General features: G+C 37.2%; 27 protein-coding genes. 5 read left to right on the top strand and 22 right to left on the bottom strand.

What is annotated here, in order from left to right:
- Window positions 1-43: 43 nt before the first annotated feature.
- The 8 genes from trpA to ABH942_RS00495 form a co-directional block, all read right to left on the bottom strand.
- Window positions 44-808, bottom strand: a complete 765-nt coding sequence (trpA, locus tag ABH942_RS00530; protein ID WP_370028926.1) for a tryptophan synthase subunit alpha — start codon at window positions 806-808, stop codon at window positions 44-46.
- A gap of 2 nt (window positions 809-810) precedes the next feature.
- On the bottom strand, window positions 811-1,998 hold the full coding sequence (gene trpB, locus ABH942_RS00525) for a tryptophan synthase subunit beta (RefSeq protein WP_370028924.1): 1,188 nt from the start codon (window positions 1,996-1,998) through the stop codon (window positions 811-813).
- Complete coding sequence (locus ABH942_RS00520; protein WP_370028922.1) at window positions 1,995-2,603, bottom strand: phosphoribosylanthranilate isomerase; 609 nt, start codon at window positions 2,601-2,603, stop codon at window positions 1,995-1,997. Before ABH942_RS00520 ends, trpB begins: the two co-directional genes overlap by 4 nt.
- A gap of 40 nt (window positions 2,604-2,643) precedes the next feature.
- Complete coding sequence (gene trpC, locus ABH942_RS00515) at window positions 2,644-3,435, bottom strand: indole-3-glycerol phosphate synthase TrpC (protein WP_370028920.1); 792 nt, start codon at window positions 3,433-3,435, stop codon at window positions 2,644-2,646.
- Window positions 3,436-3,437: 2 nt separating this feature from the next.
- Entirely contained in the window at window positions 3,438-4,430 is a 993-nt protein-coding gene (trpD, locus tag ABH942_RS00510) for an anthranilate phosphoribosyltransferase (protein ID WP_370028918.1), read from the bottom strand.
- Window positions 4,431-4,470: 40 nt separating this feature from the next.
- Window positions 4,471-5,037, bottom strand: a complete 567-nt coding sequence (locus ABH942_RS00505; RefSeq protein ID WP_370028917.1) for an aminodeoxychorismate/anthranilate synthase component II — start codon at window positions 5,035-5,037, stop codon at window positions 4,471-4,473.
- A 12-nt stretch (window positions 5,038-5,049) separates the two neighbouring features.
- Window positions 5,050-6,450 (bottom strand): anthranilate synthase component I family protein, encoded by a 1,401-nt coding sequence (locus ABH942_RS00500; protein WP_370028915.1) that lies wholly within the window; start codon window positions 6,448-6,450, stop codon window positions 5,050-5,052.
- Window positions 6,451-6,698: 248 nt separating this feature from the next.
- The gene (locus tag ABH942_RS00495) at window positions 6,699-7,214 is read right to left on the bottom strand and encodes a hypothetical protein (protein WP_370028913.1); all 516 of its coding nucleotides are present in this window, start codon (window positions 7,212-7,214) and stop codon (window positions 6,699-6,701) included.
- Between the two features lie 295 nt (window positions 7,215-7,509).
- On the opposite strand from ABH942_RS00495, the gene ABH942_RS00490 reads away from it, so the two are divergent.
- Window positions 7,510-8,184, top strand: a complete 675-nt coding sequence (locus ABH942_RS00490) for an SRPBCC family protein (RefSeq protein WP_370028912.1) — start codon at window positions 7,510-7,512, stop codon at window positions 8,182-8,184.
- 292 nt (window positions 8,185-8,476) lie between these two features.
- On the top strand, window positions 8,477-8,911 hold the full coding sequence (locus tag ABH942_RS00485; RefSeq protein WP_370028910.1) for a hypothetical protein: 435 nt from the start codon (window positions 8,477-8,479) through the stop codon (window positions 8,909-8,911).
- Between the two features lie 124 nt (window positions 8,912-9,035).
- On the opposite strand, the gene ABH942_RS00480 is transcribed toward ABH942_RS00485, so the two are convergent.
- Genes ABH942_RS00480 through ABH942_RS00465 form a run of 4 tightly spaced genes read right to left on the bottom strand, consistent with a single transcriptional unit; the run spans window position 9,036 to window position 10,826 of the window.
- A complete protein-coding gene (locus tag ABH942_RS00480) occupies window positions 9,036-9,440 on the bottom strand; it encodes a VOC family protein (RefSeq protein ID WP_370028908.1) in 405 nt (134 codons plus the stop codon).
- Between the two features lie 19 nt (window positions 9,441-9,459).
- Window positions 9,460-9,882 carry a VOC family protein gene (locus ABH942_RS00475; protein WP_370028907.1) on the bottom strand — a complete coding sequence of 141 codons (423 nt, stop codon included), beginning with the start codon at window positions 9,880-9,882 and terminating at the stop codon, window positions 9,460-9,462.
- Window positions 9,883-9,924: 42 nt separating this feature from the next.
- Complete coding sequence (locus ABH942_RS00470) at window positions 9,925-10,305, bottom strand: VOC family protein (protein ID WP_370028905.1); 381 nt, start codon at window positions 10,303-10,305, stop codon at window positions 9,925-9,927.
- A gap of 17 nt (window positions 10,306-10,322) precedes the next feature.
- Window positions 10,323-10,826: a DinB family protein gene (locus ABH942_RS00465; protein ID WP_370028904.1), complete on the bottom strand. Its 504-nt coding sequence runs from the start codon at window positions 10,824-10,826 to the stop codon at window positions 10,323-10,325.
- 160 nt (window positions 10,827-10,986) lie between these two features.
- Here ABH942_RS00465 and ABH942_RS00460 point away from each other — a divergent pair, with 160 nt between their 5' ends.
- Complete coding sequence (locus tag ABH942_RS00460; protein WP_370028902.1) at window positions 10,987-11,949, top strand: GlxA family transcriptional regulator; 963 nt, start codon at window positions 10,987-10,989, stop codon at window positions 11,947-11,949.
- Here ABH942_RS00460 and ABH942_RS00455 read toward each other — a convergent pair whose 3' ends face one another.
- Entirely contained in the window at window positions 11,950-13,953 is a 2,004-nt protein-coding gene (locus ABH942_RS00455; RefSeq protein WP_370028900.1) for an ATP-binding protein, read from the bottom strand.
- A gap of 141 nt (window positions 13,954-14,094) precedes the next feature.
- Between ABH942_RS00455 and ABH942_RS00450 the strand changes: the two genes are divergently transcribed.
- Window positions 14,095-14,997, top strand: a complete 903-nt coding sequence (locus ABH942_RS00450; protein ID WP_370028899.1) for a CorA family divalent cation transporter — start codon at window positions 14,095-14,097, stop codon at window positions 14,995-14,997.
- 45 nt (window positions 14,998-15,042) lie between these two features.
- On the opposite strand, the gene ABH942_RS00445 is transcribed toward ABH942_RS00450, so the two are convergent.
- The 8 genes from ABH942_RS00445 to ABH942_RS00410 all read right to left on the bottom strand — a co-directional run bounded on the left by ABH942_RS00445 (window position 15,043) and on the right by ABH942_RS00410 (window position 22,273).
- Window positions 15,043-15,234 (bottom strand): hypothetical protein, encoded by a 192-nt coding sequence (locus ABH942_RS00445; protein WP_370028897.1) that lies wholly within the window; start codon window positions 15,232-15,234, stop codon window positions 15,043-15,045.
- A gap of 66 nt (window positions 15,235-15,300) precedes the next feature.
- Window positions 15,301-15,795: a DinB family protein gene (locus ABH942_RS00440; RefSeq protein WP_370028895.1), complete on the bottom strand. Its 495-nt coding sequence runs from the start codon at window positions 15,793-15,795 to the stop codon at window positions 15,301-15,303.
- A gap of 82 nt (window positions 15,796-15,877) precedes the next feature.
- Window positions 15,878-17,707 carry a T9SS type A sorting domain-containing protein gene (locus ABH942_RS00435; RefSeq protein ID WP_370028893.1) on the bottom strand — a complete coding sequence of 610 codons (1,830 nt, stop codon included), beginning with the start codon at window positions 17,705-17,707 and terminating at the stop codon, window positions 15,878-15,880.
- 17 nt (window positions 17,708-17,724) lie between these two features.
- Window positions 17,725-19,242 carry a hypothetical protein gene (locus ABH942_RS00430; RefSeq protein ID WP_370028891.1) on the bottom strand — a complete coding sequence of 506 codons (1,518 nt, stop codon included), beginning with the start codon at window positions 19,240-19,242 and terminating at the stop codon, window positions 17,725-17,727.
- 225 nt (window positions 19,243-19,467) lie between these two features.
- Complete coding sequence (locus tag ABH942_RS00425; RefSeq protein ID WP_370028889.1) at window positions 19,468-20,568, bottom strand: DNA alkylation repair protein; 1,101 nt, start codon at window positions 20,566-20,568, stop codon at window positions 19,468-19,470.
- 13 nt (window positions 20,569-20,581) lie between these two features.
- Entirely contained in the window at window positions 20,582-21,106 is a 525-nt protein-coding gene (locus ABH942_RS00420; RefSeq protein WP_370028887.1) for a DUF1772 domain-containing protein, read from the bottom strand.
- 11 nt (window positions 21,107-21,117) lie between these two features.
- The gene (locus ABH942_RS00415) at window positions 21,118-21,414 is read right to left on the bottom strand and encodes a cytochrome c (protein ID WP_370028886.1); all 297 of its coding nucleotides are present in this window, start codon (window positions 21,412-21,414) and stop codon (window positions 21,118-21,120) included.
- A gap of 46 nt (window positions 21,415-21,460) precedes the next feature.
- Complete coding sequence (locus ABH942_RS00410) at window positions 21,461-22,273, bottom strand: DUF6597 domain-containing transcriptional factor (protein ID WP_370028884.1); 813 nt, start codon at window positions 22,271-22,273, stop codon at window positions 21,461-21,463.
- Window positions 22,274-22,502: 229 nt separating this feature from the next.
- On the opposite strand from ABH942_RS00410, the gene ABH942_RS00405 reads away from it, so the two are divergent.
- On the top strand, window positions 22,503-24,140 hold the full coding sequence (locus ABH942_RS00405; RefSeq protein ID WP_370028882.1) for an NADP-dependent glyceraldehyde-3-phosphate dehydrogenase: 1,638 nt from the start codon (window positions 22,503-22,505) through the stop codon (window positions 24,138-24,140).
- A gap of 74 nt (window positions 24,141-24,214) precedes the next feature.
- On the opposite strand, the gene ABH942_RS00400 is transcribed toward ABH942_RS00405, so the two are convergent.
- A complete protein-coding gene (locus ABH942_RS00400) occupies window positions 24,215-25,243 on the bottom strand; it encodes a cytochrome d ubiquinol oxidase subunit II (protein ID WP_370028880.1) in 1,029 nt (342 codons plus the stop codon).
- Window positions 25,244-25,246: the final 3 nt, after the last annotated feature.

The following is a 25,246-nucleotide window of genomic DNA, read 5'->3' as shown; positions in this document are numbered from 1 at the left end:
TTTTAATTACATAATAGATTGAAAAAATTATATCATTTTTTAGTTATTGCCTAATATCATCAAAAAACGGCTTGATGTTATATGAACCATGCTTTTGAAGATAGTTTATAAAATGACTGCCTATTATAGCGCCTTTCTGAAACTTTGTTGCTTGCTTAAAAGTTGTTTTATTACTGATCCCGAAACCTATGATTTGTGGATTTTTTAGTTTCATGGAGGCTATTTTTTCAAAATAAGCCTGTTGCTTTTCGTCAAATTCTTTTTTGCTTCCGGTAACGCTGGAACTGCTGACCATATAAATAAACGTATCTGTATTGTCATCAATCTGCCTGATTTTCTCTTCTGATGTTTGTGGCGTAATCAGGAAAATAGTGGCCAATTGGTATTTTTTAAAAATAGGCTCGTATTCGGAAAGGTAGATTTCTAAAGGAAGATCGGGTATGATTAATCCGTCTATTCCTGTTTCATGACATTTTTTGCAGAAATTTTCAACGCCAAACTGTAGTATAGGATTGAAATATCCCATGATAAGCAATGGAATTTCTACCGTTTTGCGAATGTCTTTTAGTTGCTGGAAAAGCAAATCAGATGTCATGCCGTTTTCAAGAGCTTTGGTAGAGCTGGCCTGGATTGTAGGTCCATCAGCTAAAGGGTCGCTAAAAGGAAGTCCAATTTCTATCATATCAACACCTGAACTTTCCAAATTCTGAATAATGTTTTTTGTGTCTTCCAGTTTTGGAAAACCTGCCGTAAAGTAAATGGAAAGCAGCTTTTTGTCTTCTTTTAATTTGTTCTGGATACGTTTCATTCCTAAAGTTTAAAATAATTGATATAAGTGTTCAGGTCTTTGTCACCACGCCCGGAAAGGTTGACGACAACAATGTCATTTGGCTCAAATTTTTTCTGATCTAATGCAGCCAGAGCATGCGCACTTTCAATAGCAGGTATTATTCCTTCAGATTGCGCCAGTTTCATTCCTGCCTGCATGGCTTCGTCATCAGTTATGGATAAAAATTGGGCACGTTTTGTATCGAAAAGATGAGCATGCAATGGGCCGATCCCCGGATAGTCTAATCCTGCCGAAATAGAGTAAGGTTCTGTAATCTGCCCATCTTTTGTTTGCATGAGAAGTGTTTTGCTGCCATGAATGATACCCGTTTTTCCTAATACAGAAGTGGCAGCACTTTCACCGGAATGAATTCCTTTTCCTGCAGCTTCTACGGCTAAAAGTTTTACATTTTCCCGATCCAGAAAATGATAGAAAGCACCAGCGGCATTGCTGCCACCGCCTACACAAGCAATGACATAATCAGGATCTTCCCGGTTTTCATGTTCTAAAAGCTGCATTTTTATTTCTTCAGAAATAACACTTTGGAAACGGGCAACCATATCAGGATAAGGATGCGGCCCCACGACAGAACCAATTATGTAAAAAGTATCTTCCGGGTTATTGATCCAATCTCTGATAGCTTCATTTGTAGCATCTTTTAATGTTTTTGAGCCTGAAGTGGCAGGACGAACTTCGGCGCCGAGCATTTTCATTCGGGCTACGTTTGGAGCTTGACGTTCAATGTCTATTTCGCCCATATAAACAATGCATTCAAGTCCCATTAAGGCGCAAACTGTTGCGGTTGCAACTCCATGTTGTCCGGCACCGGTTTCTGCAATAATTCGCTGTTTTCCTAATCGTTTTGCCAATAGAATCTGTCCAATTGTATTGTTGATTTTATGAGCTCCGGTGTGGCAGAGGTCTTCTCTTTTAAGGTAGATTTTCGCATTGTATCTGTCTGACAGTCTTTTGGCAAAATATAAAGGAGTTGGGCGTCCCACATATTCCTTGAGCAGTGACATGAATTCTTTTTTGAATTCGGGTTCCTGTGAAATTTCAAGATATTTTAATCGTAATTCTTCTACATTTGGGTAGAGCATTTCAGGAATATAGGCACCTCCAAATTGACCGTAAAAGCCTTTTTCGTCAACATTGTATTTTGAGTTCATAATTTTTGTTTTAGTAATTGCATAAATTCTTTGAGTTTACTGCTGTTTTTTAAACCGGGACTGTCTTCAAATTTGCTGTTCAGGTCGAGTGCAAAGCATTTTTCGGAATAGTCATTTTTTAAAAAGGCAGAGAGCTTTTCAGCTGCTTCCAGACTGACACCGCCACTTAAAAAGTATTCTTTAGGCAGTGTGTATTTTTTTAGAATACTCCAGTCGAAAGCTGTTCCGTTGCCACCAAAATACTGTCCTTTGGTATCAAATAAGAAATAAGAACAGCTGTTTCGGTAAGGTTCTAAAATGTTGAAATCAAAATTAGAATCCAGTGCAAAGGCTTTGATTACTTTGGCAGTAGTGTTGTTTTCAACCGCAGTACAGAATTCAGGAGTTTCATCTCCATGCAACTGTATGCAATCAAGAGCATATTGTTTGGATTTTTCCCGGATTTCTTCAAGAGAAGCGTTTACAAAAACACCAACTCTTTTTATATCGGGATTGATTTCAGGGATTGTTTCTTCAAAATACCGTGGTGATTTTTTATAGAAAATAAAACCTAAAAAATCAGGAGACAGTTGGATGATTTCTTTAGTGTTTTCTGAAAATTTCATACCGCAGATTTTAATCTGTATTTTTCGCATCGTCATAAGTTTAGAATGTATTCGGATTGATGGCAGCAATAAAATTTATCAGCGATAGTCCCGGATTATCCGTTTTCATAAAACTTTCGCCTATAAGAAAACCTTCGAAACCATACTTTTTAAGCTCATGAACATCTTTCGGGTCTTGGATACCGCTTTCAGAAATTTTGACAAAATCATCAGGAATGGTTTCGGATAGACCAAAACTGTTGGCTAAATCGACTTCAAAGGTTTTAAGATTCCTGTTGTTTACTCCAATAAGGTCAAGGCTCGACATTAATGATTTGTCCAGTTCTTCCTGATTGTGGATTTCCAGCAGGACTTCTAAAGAAAGTGATTGCGCAAAGTTTGAAAGTTCCCTGATTTCTTCCCTGGTTAGTACGGCGGCAATCAAAAGAATGGCATCTGCGCCATGAGATTTGGCCTCTAAAATTTGGTAAGGATCAACGATAAATTCTTTTCTTAAAACAGGAATTGAAACACTGGCCCTGGCGAATTGTAAATCTTCGATGGAACCGCCAAAGTATTTCGAGTCGGTTAAGATTGAAACCGCCGCCGCACCTCCAATTTCATAGCTTTTTGTTACTTCCTCAACAGTAAAGGTGTCGTTTATGATTTTTTTTGAAGGCGAACGCCGTTTGTGTTCCGCAATGATTCCAGCAGAATTTCTGATACTTTTTGAAAGAGAAATCACAGGTCGTTCAAACAGATCAGAACGTTCCAGTTGCTTGGTAGAAATAATACTTTTCTTTAATCTGATTTCACGTTTCTTATTTGCTATTATTTTGTCTAAAATTGTCATGGCTATCGGCTTAATTGTTGCAGTTTTTTTAATTTTTCCAAAGATTTTCCACTTTTTAAGCTGTATTCTGCTTTGCCGTATGCTTCTAAAAACGAATCTCCATTGACTGTTGCAATTGCCACAGCAGCATTGGCACATACTACTTGATTTTGTGCTTCCGTTCCTTGTCCGGAAATAATATCTAGAAAAAGTCGGGCTGCGGCTTCTGTGGTATTGCCGCCTTTTATCTCATCAGGACTTACTATGGGTAAGAGGAAGTCTTTAGGACTGATTATACTTTCGGAAGTTTTGGCGATTATTTTGGTTTCTCCTGTCAATGAAATTTCGTCATAACCTTCTAAGGAATGCAGGATAGTATAGTTGACTTTTGTGTTTTGGTAGAGATAGGCATACATTCTTGCCAGTTCCAGACTGAAAACACCGACAGTTTGATTTTTAGGAAATGATGGATTAACCATAGGGCCGAGCATGTTAAAGAAGGTTTTTACTCCCAGTTCTTTACGGATAGGGCCAACGTTTTTCATAGCGGGATGGAATAGAGGAGCGTGGAGTATTGAAATGTTCGCTTCATCAAGGCATCGTTTTAAGAAATCGGCATTATTGCTAAATTTTATACCGAGATTTTCCATTACATTACTGGAGCCGGAAATAGAGGAAACGCCATAATTCCCATGCTTTGCAACTTTGATTCCGGTTCCGGCTACTATGAAGGAAGCCAGAGTAGAAATATTGAAAGTGTCTTTACCGTCACCACCAGTGCCACATAAATCGACAGTGTTGTAATCTGAAAAATCGATGGGTATGCAAAGCTCCAGCAAGGCTTCCCTAAATCCGGACAATTCATCGATTGTTATGCTTCGCATCATAAATACGGTTAGGAAGGCCGAAATCTGGCTCGGATTGTATTGGCCGGAAGAGATGTTTACCAAAACTGATCTGGCTTCTTCCTGTGATAATGTTTCTTGGGCAATGAGCCTATTGAGTATGTTTTTCATTGTGATATTATTTTTTAAATTGACATGAAATGCTTTTAGTCTAGCTTTCGAGCCAATTTTTTAAAATGGTTTTACCATAAGGAGTGAGTATGCTTTCCGGATGGAATTGTACGCCTCTTATATCAAAAAAATGATGTCTGAGTGACATAATTTGCCCGTTTTCATCTACCGATGTTATTTCAAGATTTTCGGGGAAATTTTCTGTCGCCACTACCCAGGAATGGTACCTGCCAACTTCAAATTCTTCCGGCAAATTTTTAAACAGAGGCTCTTCTTTTGTTACAATTTTTACTTTAGATGAAATACCATGGAAAACCTTGTCCAGATTGATAAGGCTTCCACCATATACTTCGCCAATAGCTTGCTGTCCGAGACAAATTCCTAATATGCTTTTTGTTGGAGCATAGTGTTTTATGACTTCTTTTAAAAGTCCCGCTTCATCCGGAATTCCAGGACCGGGAGATAATAGAATCTTATCAAAAGCGGCCAGCTCTCCAATTACAAATTCATCATTACGGAATACGGTTACTTCACCTGATAATTCTTCCAGATAATGCACGAGGTTATAGGTAAAGCTATCGTAATTGTCAATAATTACTATTTTCATTTTTGTTGAGTTTTAGATGTTTTCAGCCAAGTCCAATGCTTTGGTCAAGGCTCCTAATTTGTTATATACTTCTTGCATTTCGCTTTCTTCGTCTGAGCTTTCTACAATTCCAGCACCGGCCTGATAATGGAGCTGATGATTCTTGCTTAAAAAAGTACGGATCATAATAGCGTGATTAAAATTGCCTGAGAAATCCATAAATCCGATAGCTCCGCCATAAAATCCGCGGTTTGTTTTTTCTATTGTTTCAATTAGCTGTAATGCTTTATGTTTTGGCGCGCCGCTTAAAGTACCTGCGGGAAAAGTACTGGCAACTACATTCATGGTAGTGGAGTTTTCTTTTAGATTTCCAGTTACTTTTGAAACCAAATGGATTACATGCGAAAAGAACTGTACTTCTTTATAAGTATCTACCTGAACACTGTTACAGTTTCGGCTGAGATCATTTCGGGCCAGATCAACCAGCATGACATGTTCGCTATTTTCTTTTTTGTCTTCAGAAAGCTTTTTGGCAAGAATGGTATCTTGTTCATCGTTTCCTGTTCGTTTGAAAGTCCCTGCAATTGGATGGATTTCTGCCTTGTTATTTTTGACAACTAATTGCGCTTCAGGCGAAGAGCCAAAGATTTTAAAATTGCCATAATCAAAGAAGAACAGGTAGGGAGAAGGGTTGATACTTCGCAAGGCTCTATACACGTTAAACTCATCACCCTTAAAGTCTTGTGTGAAACGTCTTGATAGAACGAGTTGGAACACATCGCCACGATGGCAGTGTTTTTTTGCAAGATTTACGTTTTCCATAAATTCAACATCTGTCAGGTTAGAAGAAGATGTTCCTTGTTTGGAGAAAGTATAGGAGGCAAAGTTTTTAGATAATAACAGCTGTTCAATTTGGGCTATATTGTCTTTGTTGTCTATGCTATGGCAAAAGATATAGGCCTCATTTTTGAAATGGTTGATCGCTATTATGTTTTGATAAACGGCATAATACAGATCAGGGATTTTCTGGCTGTCTTGTTTTTGCGAAATGGACGTCTTTTCAAAATAGCGTACTGCATCATAGGCAATATATCCAAACAGGCCATTGTTTATGAATTTGAAATTGTTTTTTTCTTCTTCGAACTGAGAAGCAAATTTTTGGATTGCCCCAATAACATCCGTTTCGTTTTGAATTTTGGTCTCTTGTGAATTTCCATCAGGATAAACGGTAATGATGGTTTCGTTTTCTATTTTGATTGAGGCAATAGGATTACAGCAAATGTAAGAGAAGCTGTTATCGCTTGCATGATAATCGCTGCTTTCAAGCAAAAGGCTGTTGGGAAATTTATCTCTTATTTTCAGATAGACACTTACTGGCGTTATCGTATCAGCCAGGATTTGTTTGTATTTTGAATGTAATTTATACGTTTTCATAAGTTCAGTTTTGGGAATAAAAAAAGGCTTGTCGTGATGACAAGCCTTATATATTTGGATTTAAAAAATACAGATAGCAGGATTCGCTCACGAAGTTCGACGTAAGTAATTCCACCACCAAGTATTGTTTAAAATGCAGTTCATGTAGATAATTATTGGGACAAATGTATAAATGTTTTTTTAATACAGCCCAATTTTAATATAAATTTAAAAAAAACTGCTTTCGTTTAGAAAGCAGTTTTTTAAGATTATTGTTTAGAAAATACTAGCGTGACACCACCAATTCTATTGTATGCAACTCCGTCGGCATTTCTGTCAGGATACGTTGTTAAGGCTGTGGTTTGGGTTAATGTCCTTCCATTGTTTGACCTCACAAAATTTAAGGTTACGTTCGTTCCACCTTCTTGTTGGTAAGTAGCGGTTATGGTATTATTTGTAGCCGTCCACGTACCAGTTACTGTATTTTCTGCACAAACAGCAACGCCGGTACTGGTATCAATCAGGATATAATCCATATCATAAGTGAAAGTATTATCAGAATTGAAATCGATTTTTCTTCCGTTATAACAACTACTTTCATTCATTTGATTTGTAGAGGCCGTTCCGTTTTGATCAAAATCCGTTGGTGTTCCTGTATTGAATTCTGTAAGATCATACACTCCTTCAATAGTTCCTGTGTTGTTGTTTGATGAATCGTCATCACTCGAACAAGCTCCGAAGCCGATGGCTAAAATTGCCAAGACTAAAATTTTTCCTTTTTTCATAACATTGTTTTTTAGGTTAGTGATTTGTACTAGTTTACTAGCGGTTTTTACAAATTTCAAAAGTAAAACCTGTTAATTCTTTATACTATTTTCAATGATGGTTATATAATTCTTTGTAAAAGTTAAAAACAGTTAATTTTTTAAGATATAATTATGAATAATTTAAAAAAGAAAAAAAATAATTGAGTTTTTGGTGAATGAAAATATAGGCGTTAAAACTTGGTTAAATGGCGACTGCCCATAAAATAAAACTGAATTTTTAGTCCTATATTTAATAGGAATTAAATTGTTGAAAATGAAAGTACAAGAAGCAATTTCCCGATTATCTGACCTGGAGGTCAATATTGGGAGTACGGAAAGATTACTTTCTGTTTTATCAGGTTCGGTACTGCTATATGATGCCTTAGCTAAAAAGCCGAAAAACCTACCGGGCGCATTGTTAGCCGGTTTTATGATTTTTAGAGGAACTAGCGGTCACTGTTTTGGTTATGCTTTATTAAAAGACAAACCAAAAGTCGAGAAAGCCCAAAACATTCTGGTTAAGGTACAGATGATAATCGACCAGCCGATTTCAACTGTATATCGTTTCTGGCGCAATTTTGAAAACCTGCCTTTGTTTATGAAACATTTGGAAAGTGTAGATGTTCTCGATGAAGAAACATCAGAATGGAGGATGAAAATTCCGGGAAATCTTGGAACTATTCCATGGAAAGCAGCCATTATTAAAGATGAAAAGGAAAAAGAAATTAGTTGGCGTTCCTACTCAGATTCTTTGATTCACAATATTGGAACTGTACAATTTTATGATAACGGTAAAGGCGGAACAAAGTTAAGTGTTATCATTGCTTACCATTTTCCTTTTGGAAATATTGGAGGAACAGTTGGAAAAGTATTGGCTCCGATTATGGAAAATACTGTTGAAGAAGATATTAGAAGATGCAAGTTGCATTTTGAAAGTGGATTATTATAAAATAAAAATCCCCATCGTTAGATGGGGATTTCAAACAAATAATAAACCTCAAAAATAAATACAAACTCAAGAGATCTTGAAATTGAAATTTTAGTTGTGATTTTTATTATCAGCTATTCTAATAGATTCTTCAATTTTACATATCAAAGTTACGACGGCAGATTCCAAGTCGATTATATAATTATGTTTAATTTTTATATTATTCGGGAAGCAGGAAGATTATAATTTTTCCTGTAAATTGTATAAGAGCAAAACCGATTTTAATTACAAACTTTAATACAAATCAATAGGTATGGAACTTGTAAAAATTTTTGTAGCTGCTTTTGTTGCAACCTATGTCATGACGGTTTTTAGCCGTTATGTATCAGAACGGTTTCAGCATATTTTTAAAGAACCGGTAGTATTGGGTTTGGTTTTATCAAAACTGGCCCATAACAAATCTCTCAATCATATATCAAGATGGGAGCAGGGTGTGCGTTATCTAGCCGGATTGTTTGTAGTTCTTTGCTATCACTATATCTGGACACATACCGATATTGATCCGACCTGGTTCTGTGGTCTTATTTTTGGTATTATTACCGGACTGGGAGCTATTTTTTACTGGTTTTTTCTTTTCAACTATTCTACAGCATCAAAAGCGCGTTTTAAGGATTATTATCTTCCTTTAATTGCTGCCTATGTTTTATTTGCACTGACAGTAATTGTAGTATACCGCCTTTTTAGTTGATAGTTTTTAGTTGATAGTTGGTAGTGGTAAGTGACTATTTCAATAACTTACTCTTTTATATATGAAAGTACACAACCTTAGCGCCTTAAAATAATAAAAAACACGACCGAAGTCGTGTTTTTTATTATTTAGGCATTGTGCTTATATCCATGTAAGCGACTTCCCAAAGATGTCCGTCCAGATCCTGGAAGCCATGTCCGTACATCCAGCCATGATCTTGCTTGTCAACTGGTGTAGTTGCGCCGGCGGCAACAGCTTTCTTGACCATTTCATCTACGGCATCGCGGCTTTCGGCAGAAAGACAAACGATACATTCTGTATATTTGGTTGTATCACAGAGTTCGTTTTTGGTGAAATTCAGGAATAAAGGTTCAACTACCAGCATCACGAAAATAGTATCGCTAATAATCATGCACGTTGCATTTTCATCTGTAAACTGAGGATTGAAGGTATATCCTAATTTTGTAAAAAATTCAATTGACCGGTTCAGGTTTTTTACGGGAAGATTTACAAAAATTTGTGTTGCCATAGTCGATTATTTTATTGTTTTATTTTTTTTCGTATTCGTAATTAAGCATCCATTGGATACCGAATTTGTCAGTGAACATGCCATATAAAGCCCCCCAGAACATAGTGTCTAATGGCATTTTAATGTTGCCTCCTTCCGAAAGTTTTGCAAACAGGTCTCTGGTTTGCTGTTCCGAATCGGTATTGACAGAAATGGATATGCTGGTTCCGTTTTTAACCTGTTCCATAGTTTCAGGAACATCGGTTCCCATTAGCATATTGCCACCAATTGGTAATGCGATATGCATGATTTTATTTTTTTCGGTTGCAGGCATTTCTTCGCATCCTGGAGTATCACCATATCGCATTATGACTGCAAATTCGCCGCCAAAAGCAGCTTTGTAAAAATTAAAAACTTCTTCAGTGTTACCATTAAAATTTAGGTAAGTGTTGATTGTTGCCATTTTGATTTAATTTAATTAATTGTCCGTATTTGAATTGATTTATTATTCTTGAAGTATAGAGAGAATGTTTCCTGCCGGATCTTTGAACCAGGCTATAAGCGGACCACCACCTCTAAAAATTCCTTTTTTGTCGGTTTTTATATTTCCACCATATTGTTCGAAAGTGATACCTCGTTTTGTAAGTTCGTCTACTGCCTGCTCAATATCCCTGACTGGAAAATTAAGGATAGTGAAAGTAGCAGGCTCATGGTTTTCTTTGGTATAGATGATTATTGAGTTTCCTCCGGCTAGTTTCAAGGTTAGTATACCTTCCATTTTCGGATCTTCTTCTATGTTTAGGCCCAATAGTTCTCCATAGAATTTTTTGGCTTTTTTGCTATCATTTGTAGAAAATCCGCTAAATGCTTTGCTATTGCTTAACATGGTTGTTTTTTTTTGATTTACATATCGTCATATCGTAAGGCTTCATAACCTAAAAGTCGTCTCCATAATGCTATTTGCCCGATGCAGTTCGCCTCTCGGTAAATAATAAATGTAATTAGCTCATAATAAGAAAGTGACATGCCAGGCATCATTTCAAATTTTTCATCCAGTTTTTGGTCGGTTATCTTTGCTAAAAGATCTTTTACTATTGGGCTGACCTTTTTCCAATCGTCCAAAAATTGCGATAAAGGCGGATATTTTACATTGTCTTGTATGCCTTTGCCTTCTTTAAACAATTCGACTGCTTTTTGTTCTTCAGTGTATCCAAGCAGGTTTGCGATTTCATAGCGCTGCTGAACCAAACTTCCGGAAAGCCATGCGACATGGTTGGCCTTTGTGTCTAATCTTTTATGGGCATCTTCATCAGAAATTTTATCCAAGGCTCTTTCAAAATAGAGCGTCTGCATATCGTATAAAACAAGCAGGGAAAACATTCTGTTACTTGCGGTTGTGATTTCCATATCTTTAAATTTTAGTATTAAAAATTGAATTAAATATTGTATTTTGTATTGTTTTGTAAAATTAATTCAAAAAATATGCATAAAGGGTGTGAGTTAAAGTCATTATAAGGGGGGATTTAAGACAAAATATTTTATATTTGTTTCTCCTAAAAAACTAGCTATGAAATTAGGTATTTTGCTTACACAAGAACACAGGCTTTTAAGCGTTGCAGCGATGCTCGACGTATTTGAAACCGTCAATAAGTTTTATATTGAAGAAGGGCAGGTTCCTTTTTTTGACATTACGCTTTTACACATGGATGAAGTGTCACAGACTTATTCCGAATACAATCTGATGCGGCCTGACTCGGAAAGAACTTATGATATTTTACTGATTCCTGCCTTTAAGCATGATATTGTGCCAAAAGCAATTTCGCTCAATATGCAATGGATTCAATGGCTACGACAGCAATATGAAAAAGGAGCTTCAGTTGCGAGTTTTTGTACGGGAGCTTTTCTTTTAGCTTCTACCGGGCTGCTTGACAACAAGCCGGCAACGACGCATATTAATGCAGAATATGCCTTTGCACATGCTTTTCCTGCCGTAAATTTAAAAGTTGATGCAGTGGTTACAGAAGAAGAGAGAGTATACACGAGCGGCGGAGCGACAAATAGTTTTCATTTGATGTTGCGCCTTATTGAAAATTTTTGCAGCAGGAGAATGGCTGTGAGAACGGCAAAAGTATTTTCTGTCGATTTGGATCGCAACCAGCAAACCTATTTTGGAACATTTGCTCCGGCCGAAGATCATGGTGATGATTTGGTCAAACAGACACAAGAAGTCATCAGGAAAAATTTCCGTGAAGCCAATACTATTGAAGAGATTATTACGGATGTTCCGGCAAGCAGAAGAAATCTGGTAAGACGCTTTAAACAGGTAACCGGAATTACACCGATAGAATATTTACAGAAAACCAGAATCGAAGCTGCGAAACAAATGCTTGAACACTCAAGACAGAGCGTAATGGAAGTGATGTTTGAGTCGGGTTATAATGACCTGAAATCTTTTCGAAGCCTATTCAAGAAAAATGTAGGGATGACTCCAACGGCTTACAGGGAAAAGTTCAATAATCTTGTTGCCTGATTATATTACAGGAAAATATACTGAAAATACAGAACCTACACCCGGAATGCCATACGCACGTATGAATCCGTCATGTTTCTGCACGATTTTTTTGCAGATGGCAAGACCAATACCCGTGCCTTCATAGTCGGATTTGCCATGAAGTCTTTTGAATAATTCAAAGATTTGCTGTTCGTATTCTTGCGGGAAACCAATTCCGTTATCGGCTATATCTAGTTTCCAGAACTTTTTTCCTACAAACTCTTCCGATGAAACGAGTTCGGCATTTATTTTTATAACCGGAGAAACATCTGCCTTGCTGTATTTTATGCCATTCGAAATCAGATTGGTAAGCAGCTGTTGGAATTGTATCGGAATAACCGAAAGGACAGGCAGTTTACCAACTTCAACACGGGCGTTCTTTTTTTCGAGAATATCCGTCATATTATTTTTTATGTCGTCGATTGCGGCATTGAGGTCAGTAGGCACAAAATAGATTTCTGAAGCATCCATACTGGAATAGTTGAGTAAGGATTCGATCAGATTCTGCATACGATTGGCAGCATTTGTAATGCTTTGGAAATAGGCAAGGGAAGAGTCGCTAAAGTTTGCTTTTTCTCTAAAAAGAATACGGCTGGCAAAGAGTTGTATTTTGCGAAGCGGCTCTTGCAGATCATGAGATGAAATATAGGCAAATGAAGCCAGTTCGACATTCTGTCTTTCAAGTTCCTTATTTTTCATTTCTAAAAGCTTTTCATTCTGCAAACGTTCAAACTCCATTTCACTTCTTTTTGCAGCGATTTTCAGTAAGGATTCTATATAAGCGATGTCATATATTTCGCTCTGGTGCAGTACGGCAATAAGCCCAATTACTTTTCCGGAAGAACCAATAAGCGGATAGGCAATATAACCTTCTATATCAAGGTCAGCAAGTGTCTTGCTCTCGGGAAAAAGTTTTTGACTGTCGCGTGGATGGCAGGTATAATTTCCTTTGATAACTTCATCGCACGGCCCGTCTTTTATCTGATATTTAAAATTGTCAGCAATCTTTCCAAAGGCTATTACAGAGATACTTTTGATGATTTCTTCTCCTAATTCATTTAACTGTACTTCACCTAAAAGCACATAATCCATTTTTGTTTTTTGTGCTATTTCGAGTAATAAAGAATTGAAAAAGGCTTCGCCACTGTCATATGAATAAAAGCTTTCAGAAAATTCCTCAAGCAGTTGTTGCTCCAGTTCTTTGTTTTTGTTTGATAATAATATATTAATGGCTTCAATTTCTAAGGCCGCTGTCTTTTCAGCCGTAATGTTTTTTGAAGTTACTGCCACGGCATTGCCCACTTTTTCTATTGTTGCGCTTAGCCACATTGTCTTATCGTTATGACTTACGGCAATTTCATAGCCATCTGGCCGGCCGGTTTCCATACATTTTACCATTTTTTCGAAAATCCCGTTTTTGAAAATTCCCAGATATACTTCACGGCAGGTTTTTCCAATAACATCTTTTGGTTCAAGTCCGAAATTTCTGGGAACTTCAGGATTGGTATAGGTAATCCTAAAATCGTTAATCACATCATTGTTGTTGTATATTGCCTCATAGCTGGCAATTCCGTAATTTGTAGAGTTCAAAACCGATTGCAAAAAAGATTGCAGCTGTTCTGTTTCTTTATAATCGTTAAAAGCTAAAAGCAAAAAAGTTTCGCCATTTATATCAATAGCTTCAATATTGAATGTAGTTTTATTGTTATGCGAATTTTTGGAATGGATTTCATAATCTTTTATGGTCTCTTTCATTTTCAAAACATTCAAAAAAAGATGTTTTAACGAAATCGTATCAAAAGATGAGTCTAAAATTTCAAGGAAATTCTGTTTTTTAGAAGAGGCAAACTCAGGCAGGCTGAATTTTGTTTGGAACGGGACATTTGCAGTTATAATAGTAAAAGATTTGTCTAACAGTGCCATAGGTTCGTTAGTCAAGGCAATAATCCTTTCAATAGCTGGGGGTGTCTTTGATGCGGACATGTTGGATGTGGTATTTAGGGTACTAACAAAGTTAATGAAATCTTAAAATATTGCTACCGGAATTGTAAAAATTTTACTATTCATTCAGAATATCTTGTCAAATATTCCCTTAAATTTGATAGAAATGTAAAGAATGATTCTATGGCTATAGAAACCTGCAAATTTTCAGATAGTGCTATCGTTTGGACTGATATAACAAATCCGACAAAAGAAGAACTCGAGCAAGTCAGCAAAATATATGATCTAAATCCGTATACATTGATTGATAGCCTGGATCCGGATCATCTTCCCAAATATGAAGAGCATAATAAAACACATTTTTTTATTGCCAGGATTTTGCAACATTCCCATGAACATGAACAGACCATCAGGGAATTGAGCAGTAAGATAGCCGTTTTTTTTAATTCTGATTTTATCATTACAATCCATCGGGCTGCACAGCCAATTATGCAGGAAATACGTGAAACCTGTATGCAAAACGGAAAATTGACAACAACAGGAGGGATGGCAATAAAAATTATCTGGGAAATGCTACATTCTTATGAGCATCCGGCCATCAAACTTTCCGAAGAGATAGATTATTATGAATCGAAAGTTTTTCTAAAAAAGAATATTCCTGCCGACATGATTGAAGGAATGTATTATCTGAAAAGGAAAGCGGGACTTTGTAAAAAACTGCTGTTGCTCACCAATGAAGTTGTTAATTCGGTTAAAGTAGAAGAAAAGGACATGCCGGCATTGCAGGATGTACGGGATCTTCATTTGAAATTGCTTACGTTATATGGACAGGTTCAGGATGATGCCAATAACTTGCTGAATATTTATTTGTCACTATCGGCCAGAAAAACAAACGATGTAATGAAGATCCTTACCATTTTTTCTGTCTTTTTTATGCCACTGACTTTCATTGCGGGTATTTATGGGATGAACTTTAAGTTTATGCCTGAATTAGATCAAGAATTAGGCTATCCGCTTGCCTTGTTGGCTATGGTAATCGTATCGGTTATTATTTTTATCTGGTTCCGAAGAAAAAAATGGCTATAAAAAAGGCGGAAGTATACTTCCGCCCCTAACTAAACTCAAATTTGTTTATGGTATCCCCATGGTTTCATTGTTTTCTGCTTTCGGCTGTTTTGCTTCTTTTAGGCTAGGATTAGTTACTTGGTTATTTTTATCGTCCTTAAAGTCTGGATCTTTATCCAACTTTTGGATTGGGATTTCTGAAACGTGAATGTATTTTTCGCCAGTTGTGTCCTTTTGATTTTTTTCATGATTTTCCATGGCGTTCTCTTTTTTCAAAGGTAATTCTGACCCTCGTTTTTTCTGTTATATCTTTCATGTAAAAGATTATATAATTGAAATCTTAGGATTTATCTCTCCTGATAGAAGTAATTTTCTCAGTAGTGTGATCTGTCCGAGATGGTAATGGTTGTGCTCAATGATTCCATGAAAATTTCTATAATAATTACCATAGTCATCACTTATAAAGGTTTCCAAAAGTTTCTCTTCAGGAAATTGTTCAATGAGTTTTGCAAAATTTTCCGCATCGTCCCATGTTTTTTCCAAGAGCCTGTTCCAATCTTCTTCTGATTGTATAGGCGGATGATCGAAGCTGTAAATGTCTTTAGCTTCCAAAGGGTCTCCCTGCAACACTTTCAGTACGGCACTTACATAATAATTCATATGAAAAACCAAAGCTGCAATAGTGTTGAATGAAGATATTTTGGTTGTGGCTTGCTGCCAGGTAATATCCTTCATATTGTCTTTGAGATTGGAACAAGTCCAGTTTCCTCCAAAATGGACATCTCTGAAATGTTTTGCTATTTGTTGGGTCAGGTTCATAGAGTGTTATTTTTTAATGATGATTTTCCTGAGTCCTAAGCTATAAAAAATACCAGAAAAAAAGAAAAGCCTTTAAAAAGACTTATTCTTTGTGATTATTGATGATTATTTTCTGGCTGAATTTCTGATTGTCGGAAGTTATAAGATCCACAATATATACGCCTTTACTCAGGCCACCGGTTGAAAATGGATACCTGTCATGAATGCCCAGATTGTTTTTTTTGAAAATGCTTTTTCCAGTAATATCAAACAAGGTGACTGAACTAATGTCTGCCAGATTTGGATTTTGTAACGTAAAAGTTTGTGCCGCATTATCTTGAGTGATTCCAAAATTGCTTTTGACCACTTCGCCTACACCTAAAACAGCATTTACGAAAGTCACAAAGAAACGGTCGTTATAAATTCCGGTTGGCAGGGTTACTTGATAACTGCCGTTTTTTATATCATGATAAGAACCATCCGCAGCATCAAAAAGATAGATCATTTGATCCGGATCAAAACTTGTCACCTCTGGTACATAAAATTTGATGGTTGCATTATTGGTTGCTTTTACTCCCACAGGAATTCTTTTGCCAATATCGAAGTTTGTTCCCTGAATTACATATTTGTTGTTGTCCAGAAAGAAATAAGCGTCATTTGGAAGTTCATCAGGAGCAATGCTTAAGGCGTCAATGCCAATATCGACACCGTCTGTAGCTTCGGGAAGGAATACCAAAGCGATTTGTCGGGTAAATTCGTTATTCAGGATGATGTTGAGTTTAAATTGTGCTTCGGTAATTATTGTTTCGCTTTCTGTTGAATTTGTTTGATTCAAATTTGTCGTTTGACTAAGGTCTTTGGATTTAGGTTTGTCCGGGCGTTCAAACTGTGATAGCGGTCCGCTTTCTTTATAATAAGAACGATGCGAATTTTTTAGGTTTACCGTACCATTCGAAGCACCTTTTATCATAAATCCTTGTCCTATAGGAGCATATTTTCTTTCAATAACCAAACCGGAAGATGTTCCTACACCATTCAATGAGCCATCAGAATTATAGGAGTTAAAAGTAGCAGGTACATAGATACCATTAGAACCAAGACTGATAGGCGAATAAGCACCATAACCGCCTTTATAAAGCCCTACGTTGTGTGAATTGACGGTTTTGTCCTGTTCCCAATAATAGGCAATTCCTGTAGCTGCATTATTCGTCGGATCAAGAAGAAAAGCATTGACATGTAGTGCAGACGGGTATGGATTTCCAGTAAGCGTCAGGTTGTTGGTAGCAACGGTTACCGGAATATTCCCGTCATTAGGTTTGCCTCTGAAATCATAACGTTGTGCACCTGTTCCGCCAGGATTGTTTTGTATACCATTCGCTTCAACTATAATTGGATCGGTTCCTGAAGTTCCTTTCATAGAAAATCCTTCTCCGGGAGCCAGGGTAGAAGCGCCTCCAACATATATCCATTGCGAATAGGAAATGGAAGACAGGAATTTATAGATCCATCTGGAAGATATAGCCAGTGGATTGGCCGTACCGTTAGAATTGCTTGATGGAAGTATGGTTGCCGGAGTACTGGCCGTTGAGGTTGTTGGTCGGAAAATCATTGAAATTCCAAAACTTTCATTTCCTGTAATAGCCGAAGCATTGCCAACGGGAGCACACCAATAGTTATAGTCGAAATTATCTGAGGTTCCTTCCTGGAAAACAGAAACTTTTCCAAGTCCTTTGTTTGCAGAAGCGGTTGTTGTTCCCTGCAGCAATTGTGACTCACTTCTTAGATAAATATTTCCGTTGTTCTGTAGATTAATGTCTTGTTTTACATACAAAACCTGATCTTTTGCATACATATAACTGTTAGTACTGACATATAGCTGTGCCTGTGCTACAGGTGATAGCAGTAATGGTAGTAGGTATAAGAGTTTTTTCATGATTTTTAAGATTTGGGTTATTTGACACTCATATTGAATGATCTGACGAGAAAGCTTTGTGCCGTAGTTCCGGTACCTTGATTAAGTCTTCTAATCCATAGTTCTACTGAATCGCCCGTGTTAAGATAAACGGAGCCTTGTACAGGGAATGATTGTATGTATCCCGCATTAGTATCAATTATGGTTTCTGTGGCTACTTGTGGATCGGTTCCACCGGCAGCCGGAATTCTCATAATAAAAAATGCATATTCGGTATTGGTCAATCCTGTGGAATTTCCGAAAGATATAGAGCAGGTTACCTGAAACACTCTGCCTTTTTTTCCGGAGTAGGTTATCCGGTTGGTTTGTGAGGATGTTGCTCTATAAAGATTAGAACTCAATCCTGCTGCAATGGTAAGTTTTACATTGACTGCCAATGTTCCTATCGGAGTCTGGCTTTGGGCAGTCCCATTTTTGTCGAGGTATACTGTTCCGCTAGCTTGGGAATCTCCTTCATTAGGAATACCGGTACATCGTACCGACCAGTTGTTATTGAAATTAAAACCGGTAAAGGTTCCTACGGTATAAGGATTGATATATTTTCCGGTGGTCACCGTTCCTGTAAATACGACGGTTTCCATTACTGCATCACCAGTGATGGTTGGATTGGCAGAAACATCAAATCCTATTTTTGTTCCGGTTACTTCACTAAAACCACCTTGTTTTTCTACTAATCCAAAAGTTCCCTGCAAGGTTTCATAAGTTCCGGAATTATTCGAAAACCATCCGGCATTGCTTATCAGCAAACGGCTGATGTCTTTATAAACAATTCCGGTTGTATTGTTGATATATTGTACAATACTGGTGAATACCAGTGCGAAATTTTCCAACTTACCGACGTTAGCAGATGCACTTATGATACAATCCCTGACAATCATGCTTTGGGTTTGTGTTCCGCCCACAATCGATCCGGTTCCGGTAATATTAAATACGTTTCCGGCTGTTGCCTGCAAGGTCATCACGCGCATTGAACCTCCAGTGGTTCCTACAAACAGGTCACCTGTAGCTTTAACAAGTTTGTCGTCAGACGAATCCTGCCCAATGACATAGGCATTGTTCAGTTCTATGGGAAGGTCAACGTTAATTGTTCCGTTGATTTCATATAATGTTGTAGCATCCAGCAGGTATTTTGTACTTCCGCCGGCTGTTTTTTCAGCTGCTAGCACAGTAGCCAGCACATCTGTTGACCTGATGAGTTTGTATTTCAACCTGCCGTCTTTACCATTGGTAATTCTTATCCACGAAGTAGTAGGAGTATCATAGAAATAAAACGATCCTAATGTGGTATCATATACCATCATTCCATTAGCAGGAGTTGTAATTGCAGTTCTTTGAACTGTTGTCATTCTTGGAGTAATGAATCCTTGTGTGGTAGATTCTACGTGAAGAGCGGCTGTGGGATCTGGTGTGGTAGTTCCAATCCCAATTTGCGAATATCCGGTCATGCTAAGCAATAGCAAAAGCACCATCGGAATGGTTTTAGTAGTTGTGGTCATAGCAATAGATTTGTAGGTATCTCAAATTTAAATAAAAATTATTGAAGAATTATTATAAAATAAATAATTAACAAATGAATATTGCTATTTATGTTGATTTTGATAATGAAAATATCTATTCTCATTTAGTGATTTTTATAAGGCATATAATCTTTTAATGCGAAAATCAGTATAAATAAAAAAGACCCATGATGGGTCTTTAAAAAAAATAAATAAGATTGTTTTTTAGTCAAGTAGATGGAATATTTCTGGGCTGCTTTCTTTTCCATTCACGATGAGAGAGAGCTTATGAAGGCCGGGATAAAATTTACGTGTTGTAATGGGTTTGAACGGCTGTTTTCTTTTAATGATTTCTTTTTGTCCGGAAAGATAAGTCCTTTCACTTATTTTAAAGACTTTTTTAGATAATTGGCCGTTGGCTTTATTGTAATAAACGGCATATTCCAGACGAATGTGTTTGGATTCGGCATTGGTGTTTGTGACAGAAAATTCAAACTCAAGGCTTTCCGGCAATCTTACGTTTGGCGTGGTGATCTTAAAATTGAAAATTTCAAGGCCTTTGCTATCCAGTCCGTAATGTCCTAGTATTTCGGGATGTCCTTGTTTGAGCAGCGTACGGCTACCGTGTTTTATGATGGCATCGGTTTCTTTGCTGTGGCCTTTCCATTTTTGAGCTATAACCAGTACTATATTCGGATGATCCTTGGCAATATCATTGAGGTTATTAGCCACACTGCGGCGTACATATTCTGACGGGTCGTTTTTGAGGTTTTCTAAAAGAGGCAATATGGCTTCCGGATTCTTTTTTAGTTCTGGCAAAGCCATAGCCCAAGGAAGCCTCGGTCGACTTCCTTCGCTGGCCAATCTCCGTACTTTATGGCTTTCATGTAACGACCATTTTTCCATCTGGTTAATCATTTCACTGCCATATTTAATGATAAAAGGCCTTACTGCAAACTCACAGGTTATAAACTGTGTTACAAATTCGATGGATTTTACGGCACTTTTATAATCGTCCAGTCCGTAGGTTTCGATATAATCCGGAAGAAATATATAAGCCAGGCTGTCTTCTCCATGGTGATTTTTACGAAGCAGATGAATGGTTTTCTCTAAGATATCAGTAGCTTTTCCAAAATCATCGGGCATAAAATTATGCAGTACTTTTGTTGTGTGACGCATGCGGTCTTTCAGTTCTTTTTGCGAAAATGAATCATCAAAAATTTGTGTAATAAAGCGCTGTTTTTCAAAAGAAGGAACGGTTTGTACTAAAACGTCGGCAAGCCTGTCATAGAAAATAGGAGAATAAATGTCTTTTAGGGCACTCATAGGAGTCGGTTATTTATGGAGTAATTAATTCTGTAGTTTTTGATTGTATCGTAAGACTTATGATTACCAAAAGTAAAGAAATTACTGAAGCAATGGTTCGGATGGTATGGAGATTATTCCAGGGAATTTCGAAATTTTTACGAGCCAAGCTAATTTCTTCTATTGATGAATTTTTTAAAGGAAATGCAGCGAGCGCATCGTTCAATGGTACATTCCCGAAAATCGTGACACCAAAAGTACCGCAGGCATATAATATAAAAGCGGCAAGCAAAAGCAGAAATTTTGGAGAATCCCAAGCTGTAAAATTAAAAAACAGACTGACGGGAAGAAATAATAGCGTTCCCATAAAACTCAAAAAGAACAAAGGGTTTAAGATAGCCCTGTTAATGGATTGCATTGCTGCAATATATTCAGAATCTCCTAACTGGTTCAATCCTGGATTTACGGAACAGGAGTAGCTGTAAAATAATCCTGCTATCAGGGCGAGCATCATAGTTGAAATGATTAAAGTAAGGTCTGCCATAGTCGTTTTTTTCATGATTTTCGTTTTTATTTTCGTAGTGTTTTTATGTAGGTTGCAACAGATTCTATTTCTGTTGGTGATAATCTTTTCTCCCAACGAGGCATACCTCTTCTGCCTTTGGAAATTATTGAAATAATCTCCATGTTTTCCAACCGGCTAGTCTGAAGGTTTTTTGCTCCAAAAAGACCTTTTGTGCCATCACTTCCGTGACATCTCTGGCATTTGTGTTCAAAAATATCTTTGCCGTTTTCTGCTGTGTTGTTTTGAGCTTTAGCCAGACAGGTGCTTACGATTAAGAGGCCAATGTGTATGACTGTTTTCATGTTTTTTTTTAGCAAAGTTGCCGAGAATCACATAAAGAAAATAGAATCAAACCGACACGACTGGCTGTATAGCAAAATTATTTTCAAATTCCGACAGGTATAATTTGGGAGTTACACCAGTAAATTCCTTAAAAGTGCGTATGAAATGCGATTGGTCTGAAAAACCGTTTTCATAAGCAATGTCAGAAAGTTTGGTGAAATCATACGAATGAAGTTGTGTTAACGCTGAGCGAAATTGACAAACTCTTGCAAAGAGGCGGGGAGATACACCAATAGAGTTTTCAAATTTTCTTTCGAATGTGCGCTCAGACAGATCGAATTTTTTATGTAAATCAGTTAAAAGGACTTTGCCGTTGTAGCGGATAATTGTTTCTGTAGCGTGTTGCAATATCAGGTTGGAATTGTCTTTTGATGCTATAGAAGTAAGGAAATCTGAGATAAGCCTGATTTGGTTTTCAATGGAAGCAGTTTCTGATAATTTTTCCAACAGAATAGGAGTCGCCTTTGGCTGTAACAGAGAAATATCCAGACAGGTATCAGTAATTTCACTGGCATTGATTTTAAAAAGCGCACTCAGTACATGTGGCTTTAGGTAAAAGATAATCTTAGTGAATTGCCCGAAAGAAAAAAGATTGATTGGTTTTATCGTCTGTCCGTAAAGGTAAAAACTGGAAAGCTTTTCATTACAGGCGTTTGTAAAAAAGCCTCCATCAGATTGGCTGAAAATAATACCGGGACAACCATCAGCAAAAAAACGCAAGTAGCTTTCAGATTGTAAAGAAGCGCCCGAGGTGATTACCTCGATATGTTTTACAAATGCCGATAGCTGTAATGTTGGAGCTATGGAATTAAAATTCATGGCTGCTTCCGTCTTATTGATTAACACAAATATACTAAATGTGTATTGTGTTTCGGATAAAATAAATAGGTGAATTGTGGCAGTCTGTAAAAAATAAAAATGCCTTTCTAATGGAAATTGTTATGATGTTATAGCAAATTATAATACTGGGTTAATCATACTTCTCATGAAATCTGAGTATATTTACGTAAAGAAAATGGTATCATTAATTCCTTTAAAATTAGAATTTATGGATAATAACAAAAGGTCTTTTGAGGAATCTCTGGAAAGTCTGTTTATTGAAGAAAGCGCTATTCCGGAACAGTTCCGAATAGAAGAAATCCACCAAAAAGAATACCTGAGCAATGGAGAAATGAAGAAGTGGACGGGAGAAGTTCATGAAGTCTATTCGCCAATCTATACAAAAACTGCCAATGGACTGCAACCCAAATTAATAGGAAGCTATCCGATAGGAACGGAAAAAGAAGCTCAGGCTTCGCTAGATGCTGCTGTAGCGGCTTATAATGATGGGCGTGGTGAATGGCCAACAATGAGCGTATCAGAAAGGATTCATCATGTTGAGCAGTTTACGGGCAGGATGATAGCCAAAAAGGAAATGGTTGTCAGGCTCATTATGTGGGAAATTGGAAAATCGTATGCCGATTCAATAAAAGAATTTGACAGGACAGTAGAATATATTTATGCGACAATAGATTCGCTAAAAAACCTTGATAGGGATTCTTCACGCTTTGAAATTGCGGAAGGTATAGCCGCACAAATTCGTCGTTCTCCACTTGGAGTAGTACTTTGTATGGGACCATTTAATTATCCGTTAAATGAAACTTTTACAACCCTGATTCCGGCGTTGATTATGGGGAATACCATACTGTTTAAACCGCCTAAGTTTGGAACCCTGCTGCACTATCCTTTACAGGAAGCTTTTCAGGAAAGTTTTCCAAAAGGCGTTATCAATGTTATTTATGGAAGAGGTAGCGATATTATTCCGGGATTAATGCATTCTGGAAAAATTAATGTATTGACACTCATAGGTTCCAGCAAGGTAGCCAATGAATTGAAAAAGCAGCATCCAAAAGTAAATCGTCTTCGTGCGGTGTTAGGTCTTGATGCAAAAAATGCTTCAATCATTACTTCAAAAGCAGATATCGGCTTGGCTGTTAAAGAAACTATTACAGGTTCATTATCATTTAACGGGCAGCGTTGTACGGCTTTAAAAATTGTATGGGTTCATCGAAGTGTAGCCGACCAGTTTTTGAGCGAATTTAGTAAGGCTGTAAGTAATTTGAAATTCGGACTTCCATGGGAAGATGGAGTATCTTTAACGCCACTTCCTGAGCCTTATAAAATAGATTATTTAAATAATTGCATTAAGGATGCAGAAGAGCATGGTGCTAAAGTCGTAAATGAAAACGGAGGTGTTTCAAAGGCTTCTTTTTTCTATCCGGCAGTGGTTTATCCTGTAAATGAAAAAATGAAACTCTATCATGAAGAGCAATTCGGACCTATTATTCCGGTTGTTCCTTTTGATGATGTTGAAGAAGTAATTCAGTATTTGATTGATGCCCAATACGGACAGCAGGTGAGTATTTTTAGCATGGATGCTTCTGAAGTAGGTTCGCTTATCGATCCATTAGTCAATCAGGTTAGCCGTGTCAATATTAACAGTCAGTCGCAACGCGGACCGGATATTTTTCCTTTTACGGGAAGAAAAGACAGTGCCGAAGGTACATTGTCTATTCCGGATGCTATCCGTTCTTTTTCTATTCGTTCGTTAGTAGCTTTTAAAATGAATGATGCCAATAAGGAATTGATTAATGAGATTGTGAATTCTGACAAATCTAATTTCCTAAGCACTAAGTTTATTTTTTAGTGAATAGTCTTTTTAGTTGATAGTTGATAGAGGAAAGTCTATAGTTTAAAAGGTCTGCACAAAGGCAGACCTTTTTAATTTTCCTCATTTTCAAGAATCTTAATCATCTTGAATGATTTTAGTAAATGAAAAAGACCGGGAAGGATTATCAGTCCGCCAATTATCAGTGAGATGCCCAAAATAGTTATAGTGCTTTCGGGTGCCATATTATCCAATAGGTTGATTTGCCCTGTTTCGGTAATGATGAGGTTTGGAAAATGGGCTCCTACTGCAGCGGTAAGAATCAACAAAACCTGTAATCCTGCTAAAAACCTGCACCATACAATCTTTCCTTTACGGATGCTTTTCCATAACGGAATGAGCAGTAATCCGGATAATATTACCGCACCAACTGCATAATAATTTTTAAGTACATCGAGAACAAATTTGTTTTCTTCAAAATAAGCCACGGCAAGAGTAATAAAGCCTAAAATAACAACGACCCAAGTGGCTATTCCGGCTTTACGGATGTACATCCTTCTTTCGTATTCTGTAGCTTCGCCAATTAGGAAAGTGGCGGAAAGGAAAACGCACAAAGCGCTGAAAAAGAAACCTGTTAGTATAGGAAACGGCTGTAACCAGGGTTTTATGTAGACCGAAGCAAAATCAGCATCGGGATGGTTTTCAAGGAGAATGATTTTACCACTGATTAAGGCTCCAAACGTCATACCCAGGAAAATAGGAGTAACGAGACATGAAAATTCAAACATGCGGTCATATAGCAACTGCGACTTGTCTTTTACGGCATCATAATGGCGAAAGACAAAGGCGACACCGCGAAGCGTAATTCCCAGCAAAATTAATGTTAGCGGAATATGAAGGTAAATGATGATGATATTGTAAAACCCGGGAAAGGCAATCCAAAGGATTACGATTAGGATAATAATCCAGATATGGTTGGCTTCCCATACAGGACCCATGACGCTATATACTCTTTTTTTGATGGAATCCTGATGGTCTTTTGACGAAAACAGTTCCAATATTCCGGCACCAAAATCTGCCCCGCCCAGCAAAGCATAGAGGAAAAACGAAAACAATGTAAAAAATAAGACAACGTATAACATGAT

The sequence above is a fragment of the Flavobacterium sp. 28YEA47A genome (assembly GCF_041262125.1).
Lineage (GTDB): Bacteria > Bacteroidota > Bacteroidia > Flavobacteriales > Flavobacteriaceae > Flavobacterium.
This window is presented reverse-complemented; position numbering and strand designations above follow the sequence as displayed.

Bases quoted from the DNA above. Each gene is read 5' to 3' on its own strand.
- trpA (WP_370028926.1), bottom strand. From the start codon at position 808: ATGAAACGTATCCAGAACAAATTAAAAGAAGACAAAAAGCTGCTTTCC.
- trpB (WP_370028924.1), bottom strand. From the start codon at position 1,998: ATGAACTCAAAATACAATGTTGACGAAAAAGGCTTTTACGGTCAATTT.
- ABH942_RS00520 (WP_370028922.1), bottom strand. From the start codon at position 2,603: ATGAAATTTTCAGAAAACACTAAAGAAATCATCCAACTGTCTCCTGAT.
- trpC (WP_370028920.1), bottom strand. From the start codon at position 3,435: ATGACAATTTTAGACAAAATAATAGCAAATAAGAAACGTGAAATCAGA.
- trpD (WP_370028918.1), bottom strand. From the start codon at position 4,430: ATGAAAAACATACTCAATAGGCTCATTGCCCAAGAAACATTATCACAG.
- ABH942_RS00505 (WP_370028917.1), bottom strand. From the start codon at position 5,037: ATGAAAATAGTAATTATTGACAATTACGATAGCTTTACCTATAACCTC.
- ABH942_RS00500 (WP_370028915.1), bottom strand. From the start codon at position 6,450: ATGAAAACGTATAAATTACATTCAAAATACAAACAAATCCTGGCTGAT.
- ABH942_RS00495 (WP_370028913.1), bottom strand. From the start codon at position 7,214: ATGAAAAAAGGAAAAATTTTAGTCTTGGCAATTTTAGCCATCGGCTTC.
- ABH942_RS00490 (WP_370028912.1), top strand. From the start codon at position 7,510: ATGAAAGTACAAGAAGCAATTTCCCGATTATCTGACCTGGAGGTCAAT.
- ABH942_RS00485 (WP_370028910.1), top strand. From the start codon at position 8,477: ATGGAACTTGTAAAAATTTTTGTAGCTGCTTTTGTTGCAACCTATGTC.
- ABH942_RS00480 (WP_370028908.1), bottom strand. From the start codon at position 9,440: ATGGCAACACAAATTTTTGTAAATCTTCCCGTAAAAAACCTGAACCGG.
- ABH942_RS00475 (WP_370028907.1), bottom strand. From the start codon at position 9,882: ATGGCAACAATCAACACTTACCTAAATTTTAATGGTAACACTGAAGAA.
- ABH942_RS00470 (WP_370028905.1), bottom strand. From the start codon at position 10,305: ATGTTAAGCAATAGCAAAGCATTTAGCGGATTTTCTACAAATGATAGC.
- ABH942_RS00465 (WP_370028904.1), bottom strand. From the start codon at position 10,826: ATGGAAATCACAACCGCAAGTAACAGAATGTTTTCCCTGCTTGTTTTA.
- ABH942_RS00460 (WP_370028902.1), top strand. From the start codon at position 10,987: ATGAAATTAGGTATTTTGCTTACACAAGAACACAGGCTTTTAAGCGTT.
- ABH942_RS00455 (WP_370028900.1), bottom strand. From the start codon at position 13,953: ATGTCCGCATCAAAGACACCCCCAGCTATTGAAAGGATTATTGCCTTG.
- ABH942_RS00450 (WP_370028899.1), top strand. From the start codon at position 14,095: ATGGCTATAGAAACCTGCAAATTTTCAGATAGTGCTATCGTTTGGACT.
- ABH942_RS00445 (WP_370028897.1), bottom strand. From the start codon at position 15,234: ATGGAAAATCATGAAAAAAATCAAAAGGACACAACTGGCGAAAAATAC.
- ABH942_RS00440 (WP_370028895.1), bottom strand. From the start codon at position 15,795: ATGAACCTGACCCAACAAATAGCAAAACATTTCAGAGATGTCCATTTT.
- ABH942_RS00435 (WP_370028893.1), bottom strand. From the start codon at position 17,707: ATGAAAAAACTCTTATACCTACTACCATTACTGCTATCACCTGTAGCA.
- ABH942_RS00430 (WP_370028891.1), bottom strand. From the start codon at position 19,242: ATGACCACAACTACTAAAACCATTCCGATGGTGCTTTTGCTATTGCTT.
- ABH942_RS00425 (WP_370028889.1), bottom strand. From the start codon at position 20,568: ATGAGTGCCCTAAAAGACATTTATTCTCCTATTTTCTATGACAGGCTT.
- ABH942_RS00420 (WP_370028887.1), bottom strand. From the start codon at position 21,106: ATGAAAAAAACGACTATGGCAGACCTTACTTTAATCATTTCAACTATG.
- ABH942_RS00415 (WP_370028886.1), bottom strand. From the start codon at position 21,414: ATGAAAACAGTCATACACATTGGCCTCTTAATCGTAAGCACCTGTCTG.
- ABH942_RS00410 (WP_370028884.1), bottom strand. From the start codon at position 22,273: ATGAATTTTAATTCCATAGCTCCAACATTACAGCTATCGGCATTTGTA.
- ABH942_RS00405 (WP_370028882.1), top strand. From the start codon at position 22,503: ATGGATAATAACAAAAGGTCTTTTGAGGAATCTCTGGAAAGTCTGTTT.
- ABH942_RS00400 (WP_370028880.1), bottom strand. From the start codon at position 25,243: ATGTTATACGTTGTCTTATTTTTTACATTGTTTTCGTTTTTCCTCTAT.